Origin of the sequence: Ruegeria atlantica (genome assembly GCF_013032455.1) — a bacterium.
Taxonomy (GTDB): domain Bacteria; phylum Pseudomonadota; class Alphaproteobacteria; order Rhodobacterales; family Rhodobacteraceae; genus Ruegeria; species Ruegeria atlantica_B.
Genome location: NZ_WQCF01000007.1, coordinates 125,652 through 141,338, shown reverse-complemented (window position 1 = coordinate 141,338; position 15,687 = coordinate 125,652). Strand labels below are relative to the sequence as shown.

18 protein-coding genes are annotated in these 15,687 nt (G+C 58.9%); 14 read left to right on the top strand and 4 right to left on the bottom strand.

The genetic code is table 11. From position 1 onward, the window contains the following. Window positions 1-24: 24 nt before the first annotated feature. From GOW93_RS13565 to fsa, 3 genes are all read right to left on the bottom strand, one after another. Window positions 25-945, bottom strand: coding sequence for a tyrosine recombinase XerC (locus GOW93_RS13565; protein ID WP_170385109.1), 921 nt, complete (start codon window positions 943-945; stop codon window positions 25-27). Further along, a complete protein-coding gene (locus GOW93_RS13560) occupies window positions 942-1,649 on the bottom strand; it encodes a DUF484 family protein (RefSeq protein WP_170385106.1) in 708 nt (235 codons plus the stop codon). Before GOW93_RS13560 ends, GOW93_RS13565 begins: the two co-directional genes overlap by 4 nt. 195 nt (window positions 1,650-1,844) lie before the next feature. Next, the gene (fsa, locus tag GOW93_RS13555) at window positions 1,845-2,498 is read right to left on the bottom strand and encodes a fructose-6-phosphate aldolase (RefSeq protein WP_170385102.1); all 654 of its coding nucleotides are present in this window, start codon (window positions 2,496-2,498) and stop codon (window positions 1,845-1,847) included. Window positions 2,499-2,586: 88 nt separating this feature from the next. On the opposite strand from fsa, the gene GOW93_RS13550 reads away from it, so the two are divergent. The 4 genes from GOW93_RS13550 (at window position 2,587) to GOW93_RS13535 (ending at window position 7,481) form a co-directional block, all read left to right on the top strand. Further along, window positions 2,587-4,782: a primosomal protein N' gene (locus tag GOW93_RS13550; RefSeq protein ID WP_170385099.1), complete on the top strand. Its 2,196-nt coding sequence runs from the start codon at window positions 2,587-2,589 to the stop codon at window positions 4,780-4,782. Window positions 4,783-4,861: 79 nt separating this feature from the next. Further along, window positions 4,862-6,094 (top strand): MFS transporter, encoded by a 1,233-nt coding sequence (locus GOW93_RS13545; protein ID WP_170385096.1) that lies wholly within the window; start codon window positions 4,862-4,864, stop codon window positions 6,092-6,094. Between the two features lie 67 nt (window positions 6,095-6,161). After that, on the top strand, window positions 6,162-7,034 hold the full coding sequence (locus GOW93_RS13540) for a 50S ribosomal protein L11 methyltransferase (RefSeq protein ID WP_170385093.1): 873 nt from the start codon (window positions 6,162-6,164) through the stop codon (window positions 7,032-7,034). A gap of 102 nt (window positions 7,035-7,136) precedes the next feature. Continuing rightward, the gene (locus GOW93_RS13535; RefSeq protein WP_170385090.1) at window positions 7,137-7,481 is read left to right on the top strand and encodes a hypothetical protein; all 345 of its coding nucleotides are present in this window, start codon (window positions 7,137-7,139) and stop codon (window positions 7,479-7,481) included. Between the two features lie 94 nt (window positions 7,482-7,575). Here the strand turns inward: GOW93_RS13535 and GOW93_RS13530 are convergent, their stop codons facing one another. Next, on the bottom strand, window positions 7,576-7,788 hold the full coding sequence (locus tag GOW93_RS13530; RefSeq protein WP_170385086.1) for a DUF1127 domain-containing protein: 213 nt from the start codon (window positions 7,786-7,788) through the stop codon (window positions 7,576-7,578). 333 nt (window positions 7,789-8,121) lie between these two features. On the opposite strand from GOW93_RS13530, the gene ruvC reads away from it, so the two are divergent. From ruvC to pal, 10 genes are all read left to right on the top strand, one after another. Beyond that, window positions 8,122-8,619 (top strand): crossover junction endodeoxyribonuclease RuvC, encoded by a 498-nt coding sequence (gene ruvC / locus GOW93_RS13525; protein WP_170326920.1) that lies wholly within the window; start codon window positions 8,122-8,124, stop codon window positions 8,617-8,619. Beyond that, complete coding sequence (ruvA, locus tag GOW93_RS13520) at window positions 8,616-9,293, top strand: Holliday junction branch migration protein RuvA (protein ID WP_170385083.1); 678 nt, start codon at window positions 8,616-8,618, stop codon at window positions 9,291-9,293. The genes ruvC and ruvA overlap by 4 nt, the downstream gene beginning before the upstream one ends. Window positions 9,294-9,297: 4 nt before the next feature. Then, window positions 9,298-10,317, top strand: a complete 1,020-nt coding sequence (gene ruvB, locus GOW93_RS13515) for a Holliday junction branch migration DNA helicase RuvB (protein WP_170385075.1) — start codon at window positions 9,298-9,300, stop codon at window positions 10,315-10,317. Window positions 10,318-10,380: 63 nt separating this feature from the next. Continuing rightward, window positions 10,381-11,004 carry a hypothetical protein gene (locus GOW93_RS13510; RefSeq protein WP_170385072.1) on the top strand — a complete coding sequence of 208 codons (624 nt, stop codon included), beginning with the start codon at window positions 10,381-10,383 and terminating at the stop codon, window positions 11,002-11,004. Next, window positions 11,001-11,384 carry a tol-pal system-associated acyl-CoA thioesterase gene (gene ybgC, locus GOW93_RS13505; RefSeq protein WP_170385069.1) on the top strand — a complete coding sequence of 128 codons (384 nt, stop codon included), beginning with the start codon at window positions 11,001-11,003 and terminating at the stop codon, window positions 11,382-11,384. The genes GOW93_RS13510 and ybgC overlap by 4 nt, the downstream gene beginning before the upstream one ends. Window positions 11,385-11,490: 106 nt before the next feature. Then, window positions 11,491-12,186, top strand: coding sequence for a protein TolQ (gene tolQ / locus GOW93_RS13500; RefSeq protein ID WP_170385066.1), 696 nt, complete (start codon window positions 11,491-11,493; stop codon window positions 12,184-12,186). Window position 12,187: 1 nt separating this feature from the next. Continuing rightward, the gene (tolR, locus tag GOW93_RS13495) at window positions 12,188-12,664 is read left to right on the top strand and encodes a protein TolR (RefSeq protein ID WP_170385063.1); all 477 of its coding nucleotides are present in this window, start codon (window positions 12,188-12,190) and stop codon (window positions 12,662-12,664) included. Window positions 12,665-12,673: 9 nt separating this feature from the next. After that, window positions 12,674-13,771, top strand: coding sequence for an energy transducer TonB (locus GOW93_RS13490; RefSeq protein ID WP_170385060.1), 1,098 nt, complete (start codon window positions 12,674-12,676; stop codon window positions 13,769-13,771). Continuing rightward, window positions 13,768-15,087, top strand: coding sequence for a Tol-Pal system beta propeller repeat protein TolB (gene tolB, locus GOW93_RS13485; RefSeq protein WP_170385057.1), 1,320 nt, complete (start codon window positions 13,768-13,770; stop codon window positions 15,085-15,087). The genes GOW93_RS13490 and tolB overlap by 4 nt, the downstream gene beginning before the upstream one ends. 88 nt (window positions 15,088-15,175) lie before the next feature. Continuing rightward, a complete protein-coding gene (pal, locus tag GOW93_RS13480) occupies window positions 15,176-15,685 on the top strand; it encodes a peptidoglycan-associated lipoprotein Pal (RefSeq protein ID WP_170385054.1) in 510 nt (169 codons plus the stop codon). The last annotated feature ends 2 nt before the right edge of the window (window positions 15,686-15,687 follow it).

Sequence of the window (15,687 nt, the reverse complement as noted above, 5' to 3'; positions counted from 1 at the left end):
CCAAACGTTACGACAGGGGAGGGGTCACGCTTTGGGGTGTGTGCGGTTGTAGACTTCCATCAGTCGCGTTGTGTCCACCGCCGTATAGGTCTGGGTTGTGGACAGTGAGGCATGCCCCAGCAGTTCCTGAATCGCGCGCAAATCGCCGCCAGCAGACAGAAGATGCGTGGCAAAGCTGTGGCGCAGAGCGTGTGGTGTGGCCGTTGCGGGCAAACCAAGCTGCATCCGCGCCTTGGCCATTACGCCCTGAATAGCACGTGGGTTCAACGCACCGCCGCGCACGCCGCGGAATAGCGCCTTGTCTTTGGTCTGCGGGTGAGGGCAGAGCTGAAGATAGCGATCCACGGCTGCGCGGGCGGCTGGCAGGACTGGGACGATCCGTTCTTTGTCGCCCTTGCCAAGGATGCGCAAAGTTCCGGGTAAGGGCGCGTCGGCACCGGTCAAGGATAGCGCCTCGGATATGCGTAGGCCGCAGCCGTAAAGCAGCGTGACAACAGCCACATCGCGGGCCGAAACCCAATCGCTGGTCGATTGCAGCTCGACCGTTTCAATCATGGCGCGGGCGGCGTCTTCGGCTAATGGGCGTGGGAGTTTCTTGGTGAATTTGGGCGCGCGGGTCGACAAGACGGCGGTTGGTTCGAAATCTTCGCGTTCAGAGAGCCAGCGATAAAAGCTTTTGACAGCCGAGAGTTTGCGCGCCAGTGACCGGGCGCCAACACCTGATGCGCGCTGTTCGGCCATCCAGGCACGCATGTCAGAGACGGTGATCCGGGCCAGTGCTGCCAGTCCTTGCCGTTCGCTATGATGCAGGGTCATGAAAGAAAGGAATTCAGTGACATCTCCGCGATAGGCAGTCTGAGTATTCTCAGATCGTCCCGCCAAAGCCCCCAAACTGTCCAGCCAATGCTGCAGCGCATCGCGACAAGCCGGGGAAATCAGGCTCACGATAGCCAGTGGCGCATCGAGCGTTCGAATACGCCGGCAAAGAAAGAAAGCAGATCGGTGCCAAGTTGTGGAGAAAAATGGTTTGGGTCCCTGGCCCCCATTACAATCATGCCCGGCAGGCGGCCTTCACCGAAATTAAGCCTCAGGCACGCCTCAGAGCGGAATTGGCTAGCCGCAGCGCCAAATATCCGGGGGCTTGGGTTTGGCATCTGGCGCAGTACGACCTCGCGCGCGGGGCCGCCGCGGTCCTGGCTGAGATAGGCGTCGATTGCGCCGGGTTCGACCACGGTTAGAACGCCGCCCAGCTTCTCGATGGCGGGGTCTTCCTGCGTGTTCGTTGTTTCCAGAACCAGCGTAATGTGATCGACGCGGAGGATATCGGCCACTTCATTGCCGAGTGTGTTCAGAAAATCTTCGAAATCGACGGGTTCCAACAGGCGCAGAATGGCACGGTGCACCTGATTGGTGCCTGCCAGATTTTCATAAGCTGCCGCAATAACCGAGCGGTGGGTGTCTTCGAGGCGATCCAGCCGTGCCTCGAGCCGTTGCATCGCGATGCCACGCAGATCGACGACGTTGTCACCGCGTGCCTGTTCGTTTGCAGAAACCAACGCCTGCATTAGATCCTTGTCGTCCAGCACGGCGTCCGGTTCAGCCAGAATCGCGGCGCGGAGAGTATCCTTGAGTTTAGTGTTGCTGCTCATGTCCCGTCCGGTCTTTTTTTGTTGAGCGGCTTATAACACGGCATGCCGGATTTGCCTTGGGAAAAATACAGGCAAAAGTAGAATTCGTTTGGGGATGTGTCAGAAAGGCTCCCGCCTGAAACATCCTGATCGGATGATCAGTTTTGCAGTTGGGCCAGGCGCGGCGCCCAAAGGCGCCGCGCGGGTTCGCGAAATTTACAGGATTTTCTGACCGGTCTTGGCCCAGTCAGCCAGGAAAGTTTCCAGGCCTTTGTCAGTCAGCGGGTGATCAGCCAGTTTCTTGATCACGGCGGGCGGCGCGGTGATCACGTCGGCCCCGATACGGGCACTGTCGGTGACGTGGTTCACGGTGCGGATCGAAGCGGCGAGGATTTCGGTTTCAAACCCATAATTGTCATAGACCTGACGGATATCCGCGATCAGGTCCATACCGTCGAGGTTGATGTCGTCCAGGCGACCGATGAAGGGTGAAATGAAAGTCGCACCCGCCTTGGCGGCGAGAATCGCCTGATTGGTCGAGAAGCACAGGGTCACGTTGACCATCTGGCCTTCGTCGCTGAGCGTTTTGCAGGTTTTCAAGCCATCCCAGGTCAGCGGTACTTTGACCGCGATATTGGGTGCAATCTTGGCCAGCTTGCGGCCTTCGGCGATCATGTCTTCGGCTTTGGTGGCAACCACTTCGGCGGATACCGGTCCATCGACGAGGTCACAGATTTCCTTGGTCACTTCCAGAATATCGCGGCCTGATTTCAGGATCAGCGAAGGGTTGGTGGTTACGCCGTCCACCATGCCCAGATCGTTCAGTTCGGCAATGGCTTCGATCTCGGCTGTATCTACGAAGAATTTCATGAGGGCAGTCCTTTGATGGGTTGGCCTTGGTCGCGGATGCCTTTACCTCAAAGAGACCCATGCTGAAACCCCCTGCAGAGGATATGCGTTGAGCGCTCAGGAGTATTTCGACCAAGGTGAGCTGGTGGCGGTTCTGACCACACAGCCTCTGGACCGGACGCTGGATTACAAAGCGCCTGAGGGTGGGTGCTTTCTAGGTGCGTTTGTCGAGGTGCCACTAGGCCCGCGTAAGGTGTTGGGCGTGGTTTGGGGGGCGGGGCAGGGCGGTTTCGATCTGGCCAAGGCGCGATCCGTGATCCGGGTGCTTGAGGTCTCGCCGATGCGCGAGGAGATGCGAGTGTTTCTGGGTCGCGTGGCGGATTACACGCTGACGCCTATGCCCGCGATGCTGCGGCTGGCGACACGCGCACCGGGGCTGGGTGACCCGCCGTCGATGCGTAAGATATACCGTCTAGGAAGTGGCGAGCCGGATCGGATGACCGACGCGCGAACCCGTGTTCTTGAGGTTTTGCGGGATTATGGCGGGCTGGCGTTTACACTGAAGGAGCTGGCAGAACAGGCGGGTGTGACGTCTTCTGTCGTGAAAGGGCTGGTGAAACAGGGTGCGGTGCGGGAAGAGGACAGTCCGCGCGATCTGCCCTATCCGTATCTGGACCCGGACCTGCCGGGTAAAAAACTGACCGAGGATCAAGCGGCTGCGGTTGCCAGATTGCAGGCCGGACAGCGCACCGGCGACTATGGAACCACGCTGCTGAAAGGCGTGACCGGATCGGGCAAGACCGAAGTTTACCTGGAAGCGGTGGCCGAAGCGCTACGGATGGGGCGGCAGGCTCTGGTCCTTTTGCCTGAGATTGCCCTGACCGCCGAATTCCTGACGCGGGTTGAGGCGCGGTTCGGTGCACGCCCGGCCGAGTGGCATTCGGGGGCCACAATGACCGAACGCCGCCGGGTCTGGCGCATGGTCGGACAGGGGGATGCGCAACTGGTTGTGGGTGCCCGGTCGGCGCTGTTCCTACCGTTCCGCGATCTTGGTCTGGTTGTTGTCGATGAAGAACACGACACGTCCTATAAACAAGAAGACGGCGTTCATTATAGTGCCCGTGACATGGCGGTGCTGCGCGCGGCCATTTGCGGGGCACGGGTGATTCTAGCCAGTGCCACGCCATCATTGGAGAGCTGGGCCAATGCAGAGGCGGGCAAGTATGACCGGCTTGACCTGACGGCTCGGTTTGGCGCTGCGGTGCTGCCCGAGATGAAGCCCATAGATATGCGGGCCGAGCAGATGCAGCCGGGGACGTGGATATCTCCGTCGCTGCGCCAAGCGGTGCATCAGCGGATTGAAAAGGATGAACAGTCATTGCTGTTCATCAACCGCCGCGGCTATGCGCCGGTGACCTTGTGCCGAGCCTGTGGCGAGCAGATCGCCTGTGACTATTGCGACGCGCGGATGGTCGAACACCGGTTTCTGAAACGCCTGATGTGTCACCAATGCGGTGAAACCAAACCGATGCCCGAGGCCTGCCCTTCTTGCAAGGTTGAGGGCAAGCTGGCTCCGGTCGGGCCGGGTATTGAACGGCTGGCGGAAGAGGCCGAAGCGACTTTCCCCGAGGCTAAAATAGCGATGTTAAGTTCCGATCTATTCGGCTCGGCGCGCGCCTTAAAGGCCAAGATCGAAGAGATTGCTGAGGGTGATGCGGATATCGTCATTGGAACTCAGCTGGTTGCCAAAGGACATAACTTTCCCAAGTTGACTTTGGTGGGAGTAATTGACGCCGATCTAAGCCTGCATGGTGCCGACCTGCGTGCCGCCGAACGGACGTTCCAATTGATGCGGCAGGTTGCGGGGCGTGCCGGGCGGGCGGACAAGCCCGGTCAGGCGCTGTTGCAGACGTTCCAGCCTGAGCATCCCGTGATCCGCGCCATTCTGTCGGGTGACGAAGAAGGCTTCTGGAAAGCCGAGGCCGCCGGACGGCAAGTCGCTGGGGTGCCGCCCTATGGTCGTATGGCGGGGATCGTTCTGTCTGGGCCAGAGGTTGGTCCGGTTTTCGACATCGGCAATGCCATGGCCCGAAACGATGTACCGCTGCGTGATATCGGCGCACAGGTTTTCGGACCGGCCCCTGCGCCGATTGCCCGTATCCGGGGGCGTCATCGTGTGCGCCTGCTGGTCAAGGCCCCCAAGGGCGCACCCATTCAGGACGCTATCGCCCGCTGGATCGCTCCGCTGCGCCTGAAAGGGGATATCCGCCTGACCGTCGATATCGACCCGCAAAACTTTTACTAACTCTGCGTCAGCGCAGGGTTAATGTGCACGGCGTCCTTGGCCCTCGCCAAACCGCGAAAATAGGCGTAGAGGGAGTCCCATGCTGAAACCCATGCCGCTTTCCGAGGCGCAGAGCCTGCCGTTCTGGCGCCGTCCCATCACGCTCTTGTTCGTGATGGCGCTGACGATGCCCATCGCCTTCAACGCGTGGAGCGCGCTGTTGAATAACTTCGTTATCGAGGTGGCGAATTTCGACGGCGCCGATATCGGGCTGCTGCATACTGTGCGTGAGATTCCGGGCTTTCTGGCCATCGGCGTGATTGCGGTGATCATCTTTATCCGCGAGCAGGTGCTGGCGATGATCTCGCTGATGATGCTGGGCCTGGCGACGGCGGTGACCGCGTGGTTCCCAAGCTTGGGCGGTTTGCTATTCGTGACATTGTTTAGCTCGATTGGCTTTCACTATTACGAAACGGTGAACCAGTCGTTGCAGCTGCAATGGTTGCCCAAGGACCGCGCACCGCAAGTGCTGGGCTGGCTGGTGGCCATGGGTTCGGCGGCCACGGCGGTGGTCTATGGCCTGATCGTTCTGACCTGGGACCGGTTTGATCTGTCCTATAACTTCGTTTTCATGGCTGCAGGCGGGGTGACGGCCCTGCTGGCAATGTTCTGCCTGTTCGCATACCCACAATTCGACGCGCCCACGCCGCAGACCAAAAAACTGATCCTGCGTAAACGCTATTGGCTCTATTATGCGTTGCAATTCATGGCAGGTGCGCGGCGACAGATATTTGTCGTTTTCGCGGGCTTTATGATGGTCGAAAAGTTCGGCTTTGAAGTGCACGAGCTGACCAGCCTCTACCTGATCAACCTGATGATCAATATGGCTGCGGCCCCCTTGCTGGGCAAAGCCGTCGGTAAATTTGGCGAGCGCCGCACGCTGATTTTTGAATACACCGGGCTGGCGATCGTGTTCGCGGCCTATGGCGGAATTTACTGGTTCGGTTGGGGCGTTCTGCTAGCTGCAATCCTTTATGTGATCGACCACGTGCTGTTTGCACTGGCGCTGGCTCTGAAGACTTACTTCCAGAAGATCGCCGACCCGGCAGATATCGCTCCTACGGCAGCAGTCGCATTCACGATCAACCATATTGCGGCGGTGTTCCTGCCCGCGCTTCTGGGCCTGTTGTGGGTGGTGTCTCCCGGCGCGGTGTTTGGCCTGGCGGCTGCAATGGCTCTGGTCTCGTTGGCGCTTTCGATGCTGATCCCGCGCCACCCTGAACCCGGCAACGAGACGATCCTGGCCAAATACGCCCAGGCACCGGCCGAATAAGCACCAGAGCTTGACCTTGGCGGGCCTGCGCCCTAGGCGCTGTATCAACTGATACACGGAGACCCCCATGCCCACATTTACCGCGCTTACCACTCTGACCGGCAAGAAAGCCGCCGAAGGTCTGGGCGAAGCGATGGAACGACTTGACCCGGAACCCACAGGCGTTGGCGTGTTCGAGGTCGAGGACGGCTCGGGCCTGTGGGAGGTCGGCGGTTATTTCACCGAAGCACCCGACGAAACCGCACTGGCTGTTCTAGCCGCTGCGTTCGAGGCGAAGCCGTTTGTCGTTTCGGAACTGCCCGAAACCGACTGGGTCGCGCATGTGCGGCGAGAGCTTGCCCCGGTAGAGGCAGGGCGTTTCTTTGTGTATGGCAGCCACGACGCCGACAAGCTGCCCGAGGGCCGCATTCCGCTGCTGATCGAAGCCGCGATGGCCTTTGGGACAGGTCATCACGGTACCACGCTGGGTTGCCTCAAGGCGCTGGACTATCTTTTAAGCGATGGCTTCGAGGCGACCAAAGTGGCTGATATCGGCTGTGGTACCGCGGTTCTGGCGATGGCCGCCGCGCGGGTCTGGGACGGTGACATCATCGCCAGCGATATTGATCAGGTGGCAGTAGATGTGGCTGAGGCCAACCTGAAGGCCAATGATATGGCAGGCCAGGTTCGCTGCGTCGAAGCCGCCGGTTTTGATCACCCCGATCTAAAATCACACGCTCCCTACGATCTGATTTTTGCAAATATCCTAAAAGGCCCGCTGGTCGCATTGTCCCCTGAAATCGGAGCGAATCTGCGCGCCGGAGGATACGCAATTCTGTCGGGAATCCTCAATGAACAAGCCGAAGATGTGATTTCAGTTTATTTACACAATGGGTTCAATCTGACCAAAAGGGATGAGATTGGTGAATGGACGACACTAGTATTAAGTAAACAGGGCTAAAATCAGGCCATTTGCAGGAGTTTCGTGGATTCTTGCCTCTTTTTTGTCGCAATCTGCAACTAATGTCGAAATGTGGTTACGGGGGCGGTTTTGGAGGCTGCCATGACGGGAAAACAGCTGGAATTTGATCAACGCGTTCATCGCCTGACTAAGAAACACGCAAAGCTCAGCCGGGGCTATCGCGCGACGATGCGCAAGGATGGCCTTGTCGTAATGAGACCGCAGCGGGTTAGGTCTGCGATTCCGGCAAAGATGCTTCTAATTGGCCTTGCCGGGCTGTTTGCGTTCAAAACTTTTCTGCTGAGCAGCCTTGGGGCTTCCGCTTACCAGTATCGCGTTGATAGCCTCGCAGAGGGCACAGCAGTGGAAAAGGCTGGTGCCTGGGTGATGCAGATCGATCCTTTGTCAGAGTATGTTGCAACTCAGATAAATGGATATTTCCACTAGTTTCATAAAGTTTAAAGAAGAAATGCCGCACATTAGATGTGCGGCGTTCTTTTTTCCCCAAGGGGAATGGGGGCGAGTGAGTGGTGGTTGATTCTTACCGGCGGCCTTCTGCCACGGCGTCAATATCGCCACGGCACAGGCCGATGTCTTCCAGCTCGCGATCCGACAGGCTGTTCAGAGCGTTGCGGGTCGCGCGGGCGTCGCTCCATTCGATAGCCGCATTTGCGACCGATGTGAAAGTTGCGCCGATACGGCCAACGAGGCCGAACGAGCCAGTGGTGATGCGGGTGGTGTCCAGTGCAGCCATATCCTGTTTCCTTCTGGTTAAAATTACCGTTTCGATCGTTTGATCTGAGCGGCATCTAGTGATGTCGATTTGGCGGCGCAAGTGCCGAAATTGCATGTTTCCTATGCAATTCTTGCAATGCTTTATTTTCATTAAAATCCCTTAATTTACTGGCAATCTGGCGTTCAGGAAACGTGTCGAATTCAGGCTTTTCACTGTCGTAATCAGGCCAAGATGTCGCCTCTGGGCTAGGAGTGTCGTTTTTGGGCTCCGGGTCAATTCGCTTGGAAAATGTTCACGCTTCGTGCTAATCCGTAAAAAGAACACAAAAACCCGAGCAGGCCGAGGCACAACATGCGTATTTTGGGCATTGATCCGGGGCTTAGAACCCTGGGATGGGGCGTCATCGAATCGCATGGCAGCCGTTTGAGCCACGTTGCCAACGGGTTGTGCAAGTCAGACGGGGACGATCTTGGTGAGCGGTTGTTGTCGTTGCATAACCAGATCGTCGAGGTCATTGCCGAACATCAGCCTGATCAGGCCGCCATCGAACAGACGTTTGTCAACAAGGATGGGGCGGGGACATTGAAGCTGGGTCAGGCGAGGGGCGTGGCGCTGCTGACACTTGCACAGGCCGGGTTGCCGGTGGGGGAGTATGCGCCCAACCGGGTTAAAAAAACTGTGGTGGGCGTAGGCCACGCCGAGAAAGAGCAGGTCCTGCACATGGTCAAGCTGCAATTACCGGGTTGCCAGCCCAAAGGGGCCGATGCGGCGGATGCGCTGGCTATTGCCATCTGCCACTCGTATTACGGCGCAGCGCCACAGGCGCGGATGAAAGAGGTGCGGGCATGATTGGTAAGCTGACAGGGCGGCTGGATTATCGCGCGGCGGATCACGTGCTGATCGACGTACGCGGCGTGGGTTACATCGTCTATTGCTCGGACCGGACGATGGCGGCGCTGCCCGGTGTGGGCGAGGCGGTCTCTATCTATACCGACATGGTCGTCCGTGAGGACCTTATGCAGCTCTATGGTTTCCTGTCGTTGGTCGAGAAGGAATGGCATCGCCTATTGTGCTCGGTTCAGGGGGTTGGGGCCAAAGTTTCGCTGGCTATTCTATCTGCGCTGGGGCCGGATGGGGTCAGCAGGGCCATTGCTCTGGGCGATTGGGGTGCGGTCAAGGCGGCCAAGGGAGTTGGGCCGAAGACGGCTCAGCGCATTGTGCTGGACCTCAAGGACAAGGCACCGGGCGTGATGGCCATGGGCGGCACCGTGACCGAGGCGATGGACGGCCCTGAGCTTGAGGTCGTGGAACTGGCTCAGCCGATACCAGCGCCCACGCGGGCGGTTAAACCGGCATCCGGCGCGGCAGCTGCGTCGGCTGGCGCATTGTCGGCGCTTGGCAATCTGGGCTATGGCCCGTCCGAGGCGGCCTCGGCCGTGGCCGAAGCAGCAGCCAACATGCCTGACGCGGGCGAGGCCGAACTGATCCGTGCCGCTTTGAAATTGCTTGCTCCGAAGGGGTGAATGAATGGTAGACGCCGACCCCACCCTACGCCCCGAGCCGATGCCCGAGGACAATGATCGCGCCCTGCGCCCGCAGGGGCTGGACGAATTCATCGGTCAGGCCGAGGCCCGCGCGAACCTGCGTATTTTTATCCAATCCGCCCGCCAGCGGGGCGAGGCGATGGACCACACGCTGTTCCACGGCCCTCCGGGTTTGGGTAAGACCACGTTGGCGCAGATCATGGCGCGTGAGTTGGGGGTGAATTTCCGCATGACCTCTGGCCCGGTGTTGGCCAAAGCAGGTGATCTGGCGGCGATCCTGACAAATCTGGAATCGCGCGATGTTCTGTTCATCGACGAAATTCACCGTCTGAACCCGGCAGTTGAAGAGGTGCTTTACCCGGCGATGGAAGATTTCGAACTGGATTTGGTGATTGGCGAAGGCCCAGCCGCACGTACTGTTCGGATCGAACTGCAGCCCTTTACGCTGGTGGGCGCGACCACCCGGATGGGGCTGTTGACGACTCCGTTGCGTGACCGGTTTGGTATTCCTACACGGCTGCAGTTCTACACGGTAGATGAGCTGCATGAAATCGTCACCCGCAACGCGCGCAAGCTGGGCGCACCGGCTGATGACGAGGGCGCGCGAGAGATCGCGCGCCGTTCTCGCGGGACGCCTCGGATCGCGGGGCGGTTGCTGCGCCGGGTGGTGGATTTTGCCATTGTTGAAGGCGACGGGCGGATCACCCGTGAACTGGCTGATGGCGCGCTGACCCGGCTGGGCGTGGACAACCTGGGGCTGGACGGCGCGGATCGGCGATATCTGAAGTTGATTGCCGAAAACTATGCTGGCGGGCCGGTGGGGATCGAGACCCTGTCGGCGGCCCTGTCGGAAAGCCGCGACTCGTTGGAAGAGGTGATTGAGCCTTATCTGTTGCAGCAAGGTTTGATCCAGCGCACCCCGCGCGGACGTATGCTGGCCCAGAAGGCGTGGGCGCACTTGGGAATGGCCGCACCTCGGGGGCAAAACGATCTGTTCGGTTGAAGCGGCGCGACAGAAAATCTATGCCTTCGGCAAGAGTATTTTGGAAAAGATGAAGGGCTGCGCGTGACTCCGAACGAAATCGAAGCACTTTTTACGCGGGAAAGCGGAGAGTTTCTGTTTGCGCGCTGGGGGCGGCCCATCGTTCCCATCGTCTTTGGCGTTGAGGATGAAACTCTGGCCACTGTCAAAGGCGCGTTCGAGGCGGTTGTGGCTCTGGCCGGGCACAAGATGGCCGAGACGGACCCAGAACTGGGTGCAAACTGCATGGTGTTTTTCTTTCGGGACTGGCAAGAGCTGCTGGAGGTTCCCGACCTCGACCGGCTGATCCCCGATCTGGCTCCGTTGGTCGAACGTCTGGAAAAAGGCGGGGCCAATCAATATCGCATTTTCCGATTCGAGGAGGACGGAGCCATCCGCGCGGCTTTCGTATTTCTTAAGATGGATAAAGAGCTGTCAAAAATTCCCGCTGAAACATTGGCGCTGGGGCAGGTGGTGCAGACTATCCTGCTGTGGTCCGACGCGGCCTTTCGCACGCAATCGCCGCTGGCCGTGGCCGCTGAGACGACAATTCTGCGCCCTGACATTGCCGGGCTGATCCGCGCCGCCTATGACCCGGTTCTGCCGGGGGTGGCGCAGGATTCGTCTCATGCGTTGCGCTTGTTTGCCCGTCTGGAGCAGCCGCAATGAAGCATGTCTTTCCCATTCGCGTCTATTACGAAGACACCGATATGGGCGGTGTGGTTTATCACGCCAACTACCTGCGCTTTATCGAACGGGCGCGATCGGACTGGGTGCGCAATATCGGCAATGATCAGAACGCGATGCGCGAGCAGGGGATCGTCTGGGTTGTGCGCCGGATTGAAGCGGATTACCTGTCGCCTGCCAAATTCGATGATGAGTTGATTGTTGAAACCGAGATGGTCTCGATTTCGGGTGTGCGCCTGACCATGTTGCAGCTTGTCCGGCGGGGTGAGACCGAGGTTTTCCGCGCCACCGTGACCGCCGTATGTATCAACAAAGACGGCAAACCGATCCGGCTTCCGGCAGAGATTCGCGCATTGATGTAACAAATCGCTCAGCCAGGGTGGTTCTGTTGGCATTTCATCACCAACTGCGTTAGCGTTTGGCAAAACAAGGCCAAATGGCTGTCAGGCAATAACAAAGAGCAGGTTCATGGAAGCTGAAACGCTGGCGCTGGCGCAGGAGATCGATTTCTCCATGTGGGGGCTGTATGCCCGCGCGACATTTATCGTCAAACTGGTGATGCTGATGCTGGTCGGCGCATCGATATGGTCCTGGGCGATTATCATTCAAAAGCTGATCAACTACCGCGCTGCACGAAGTGAGGCGCAGGTATTTGATGAAAGTTTCTGGTCTGGCAACCCTTTGGATGAGTTGTTCGAGCAGATCGGAACGCAGCCTGATGGCAGTTCGGAGAAGATTTTTGCGGCGGGTATGATCGAATGGCGCCGCTCACACCGCACCGATGGCGGATTGATCGCAGGTGCGACGGCGCGGATTGATCGCTCGATGGATGTGGCCATCGCCAAAGAAGCCGAGACGTTGCAGAAGGGTCTGCCCATTCTGGCTACGGTAGGTTCGACCGCACCCTTTATCGGCCTGTTTGGCACCGTTTGGGGCATCATGAATGCTTTCATCGAGATTGCCGAGCAACAGAATACTAATCTGGCTGTTGTTGCACCGGGTATTGCCGAGGCACTGTTGGCCACGGGTCTGGGCCTGCTGGCCGCGATCCCGGCCGTGATTTTCTACAACAAGCTTAGCGCGGACAGTGACCGGATCGTTGGTGGCTACGAAGCATTTGCCGACGAATTTGCCACCATCCTGTCACGGCAGTTGGATAGCTGATATGGGCGCGGCGGTTCAGCAATCCTCGAACGGAAACGGACGTAGACGCGGGCGACGTCGTGGGCGTGCTCAGCCGATGGCTGAGATTAACGTGACCCCGTTTGTGGATGTCATGTTGGTGCTACTGATCATTTTCATGGTGGCGGCGCCGTTGCTGACAGTCGGTGTGCCGGTGGACCTGCCCAAGACAGCCGCCAGTGCGCTGCCCGGTGATAACGAAGAGCCTTTGACCGTTACGCTGACTGCAGATGGGCTTGTCCAGATTCAGACTACGGACGTTCAGCGCGAAGAGTTGATTGGAAAACTGCGAGCCATCGCATCAGAACGCAGCAGTGACCGTGTGTTCCTGCGAGCCGATGGTGCAATTCCTTATGCGCAGGTGATGCAGGTCATGGGTGCGTTGAATGCGGGTGGGTTTTCCAATGTGGGCCTTGTGACCGATACCGGCGGGCCGACCCTGGACGAAGGTGGAGAGTGAGGCCGCGCGGTGGATACCGGCACCAAGATCTCGGCGATTGCCCATGTCACTTTGATCGGATGGGCTTTTTTCGGCGGTACATTCCGGTCGGAACCCTTGCCTATGGCAGTACAGGAGGTGTCGGTGGTTTCGGTTGAGCAGTTTGCCGCAATGACCGCACAGCGCGATGCGCCCGAGGTGCTGACCCCCACCGCGTTGCAACCGCCTGAAACGCCTGAAGAACAGGTGGCCCCGCCCGAGACAGTAGATGAAGAACTGACCCCTCCCGAAGTTGCTGCGCCGCCGGAACCCGAACCCGATCCCGTACCGGAACCGATCGAGCCCCCCCCCGAACCGGAAGTGGTCGAGGAGCCACCAATCCTGGATCAACCGGAACCGGTGACCGAGATATTGCCCGTGCCACCAGGCCCCGAGGCGCAACCGCGCGCGGCTGACAAGGTTGCGCCCGAGCCCGTAGCCCCGCCACCGCCAGAGGCGCAACCGGATGATATTGAGACACCAGCAGTGTCTCTGGATGAAGGTGCCGAGACCCAACAGGAGCAGCAGGACCAGACCGCACCAGAAGAGGCCACGGACGAGATCGTGACCGAGGCCGAAGAGACCAAGGAGAATGCCCCGCGAACCTCTCCGCGGCCACGGGTGCGCCCAAACCGTCCGGCGCCCCCAGCGCAGCCCGAGGTTGCCGAAGCTGACGAGCCCACCCCGTCGGAACCTGCGCCTGCGGATACTTCCATTGACGATGCGTTGGCCGAAGCATTGGGGCAGGGAAGCGAACCCTCTGGTCCTCCGCTGACCAGCGGCGAAAAAGACGCGATGCGTCTGGCGGTTTCGCAGTGCTGGAACGTCGGCTCCCTGTCCACGGATGCGCTGCAAACGGTCGTTGTCGTGGGCTTTTCGCTGAGCCCTGACGGCAAGGTGGTCGGGGGCAGTTTACGCATGATTGACAGCTCTGGCGGCACGGCTGCGTCTGCAAAACAAGCGTATGAGGCTGCACGACGGGCAATTTTGCGCTGTGGGGCCAAAGGATATGACCTGCCTGCTGACAAATACGATCAGTGGCAGGATATTGAGATTACATTCAATCCCGAGAGGATGCGGATCAAATGATGAGATTTCTGACCAGTCTGTTGCTTGGCCTGACGATCATGGCAGCGCCGGTATACGCCCAGAGCGGACCGCTGCGTCTGGAACTGGATCAGGGGATCATCGAGCCCTTGCCCTTTGCGGTGCCGAATTTCGTGCCTGACGGAGCGGCGGCAGCACAATACGCAAATGACATCTCTCGTGTTGTAGCGGCGGATCTGACCGGAACCGGCCTGTTCCGCGAAATTTCTTCGGACGCGTTCATCAGTCGGGTCAGTAGTTTCGATGCTCCGATACAATTCGCAGACTGGAAAGCCATCAATGCCGATGCGCTGGTAACCGGGGCCGTCAACGTCTCGGGCAACCGCCTGACTGTGCGGTTCAGGGTGTGGGATGTGTTCTCAGGCCAGGAACTGGGCAATGGTCTGCAATTTGCGGGTACGACCGATGGTTGGCGGCGCATGGCGCATAAGGTGGCTGATCAGGTCTATAGCCGGATCACGGGTGAGGGTGCATATTTCGACAGCCGCGTCGCGTTTGTATCGGAAAGCGGCCCCAAGGATCAGCGTCAGAAACGTTTGGCGATTATGGATTACGACGGTGCCAACGTGCAGTACCTGACCGACAGTTCGGCCATCGTTCTGGCACCGCGCTTTTCATCGACGGGTGACCGGTTGCTTTATACCAGTTACGAAAGTGGTCAGCCGCGTATTTATGTTCTGGATATTGATCGCGTCAAACGGACTGAGTTGAACACACAAGGCGGCACGATGAGCTTTTCGCCGCGCTTCTCACCGGATGGCCGTTCGATCGTGTACTCGTTGATTCAGGGCGGTAATACCGATCTTTGGAAGATGGATCTGGCCTCGGGTCAGAGCGTACGCCTGACCAACACCCCCGCGATTGAAACAGCCCCCAGTTATTCGCCGGACGGCTCGCAAATCGTTTTTGAAAGCGACCGCTCGGGTACGCCGCAACTGTATATCATGCCTGCCAACGGTGGAGAGGCGACCCGTATCAGCTTCGGCCAAGGTCGCTATGGCACTCCGGTCTGGTCGCCGCGTGGCGATCTGGTTGCGTTCACCAAGCAAAACAAAGGACGGTTCCATATCGGCGTCATGCGCGTTGATGGCAGCGAGGAACGGCTGCTGACCTCATCTTTCCTGGATGAAGGGCCGACTTGGTCACCCAATGGCCGGGTCATCATGTTTACCCGCGAAACGCAGGGTGCAAGCGGGCGGGCTACGCTGTATTCGGTGGATATCTCGGGTCGGAACTTGCGCCCGGTGCGCACTCCGGATGGCGGAAGCGATCCTTCTTGGGGACCATTGCAGAATTGATCGGGGCAGGGGCTTGGAAAAGTTCACAAAAATCCTGCACTGTGATAGAGAGGCGGCAATAAATCGATAAAACAACGAGGCACCTGAAATGAACGTATTGAGCAAAGTCATCGCTTTGGGCGCGCTAAGTGTCATCGCCGCCTGTACTAATAACGATCCGTCGGCGCTTGGCGGCGGTTTTGGCAACGGGGCGAACGGATCCATAGCTCTGGGCTCGCCCAGTGACCCGCGCTCGCCAGCATATTTCCAGCAAACCATTGGCGACAGGGTGCTGTTTTCGGTGGATCAGTCGACCCTGACACCGCAAGCACAGACAGTCCTGCAAGGACAGGCCGATTGGCTGCTGGCTAACCCGGATTACGTGGCCACCATCGAAGGTCACGCGGATGAGCAGGGCACACGTGAATACAACCTCGCTCTGGGTGCGCGCCGGGCAAATGCGGCCCGCGAATACCTGATTTCGCGCGGCGTGGCGGGCAACCGTCTGACGACCGTAAGCTATGGTAAAGAACGCCCGATCGAGATTTGCAGCACCGAGGATTGCTATTCCAAAAACCGTCGCGCGGTGACGGTGCTGACCGGTTCAACCTTGGGGTAAGA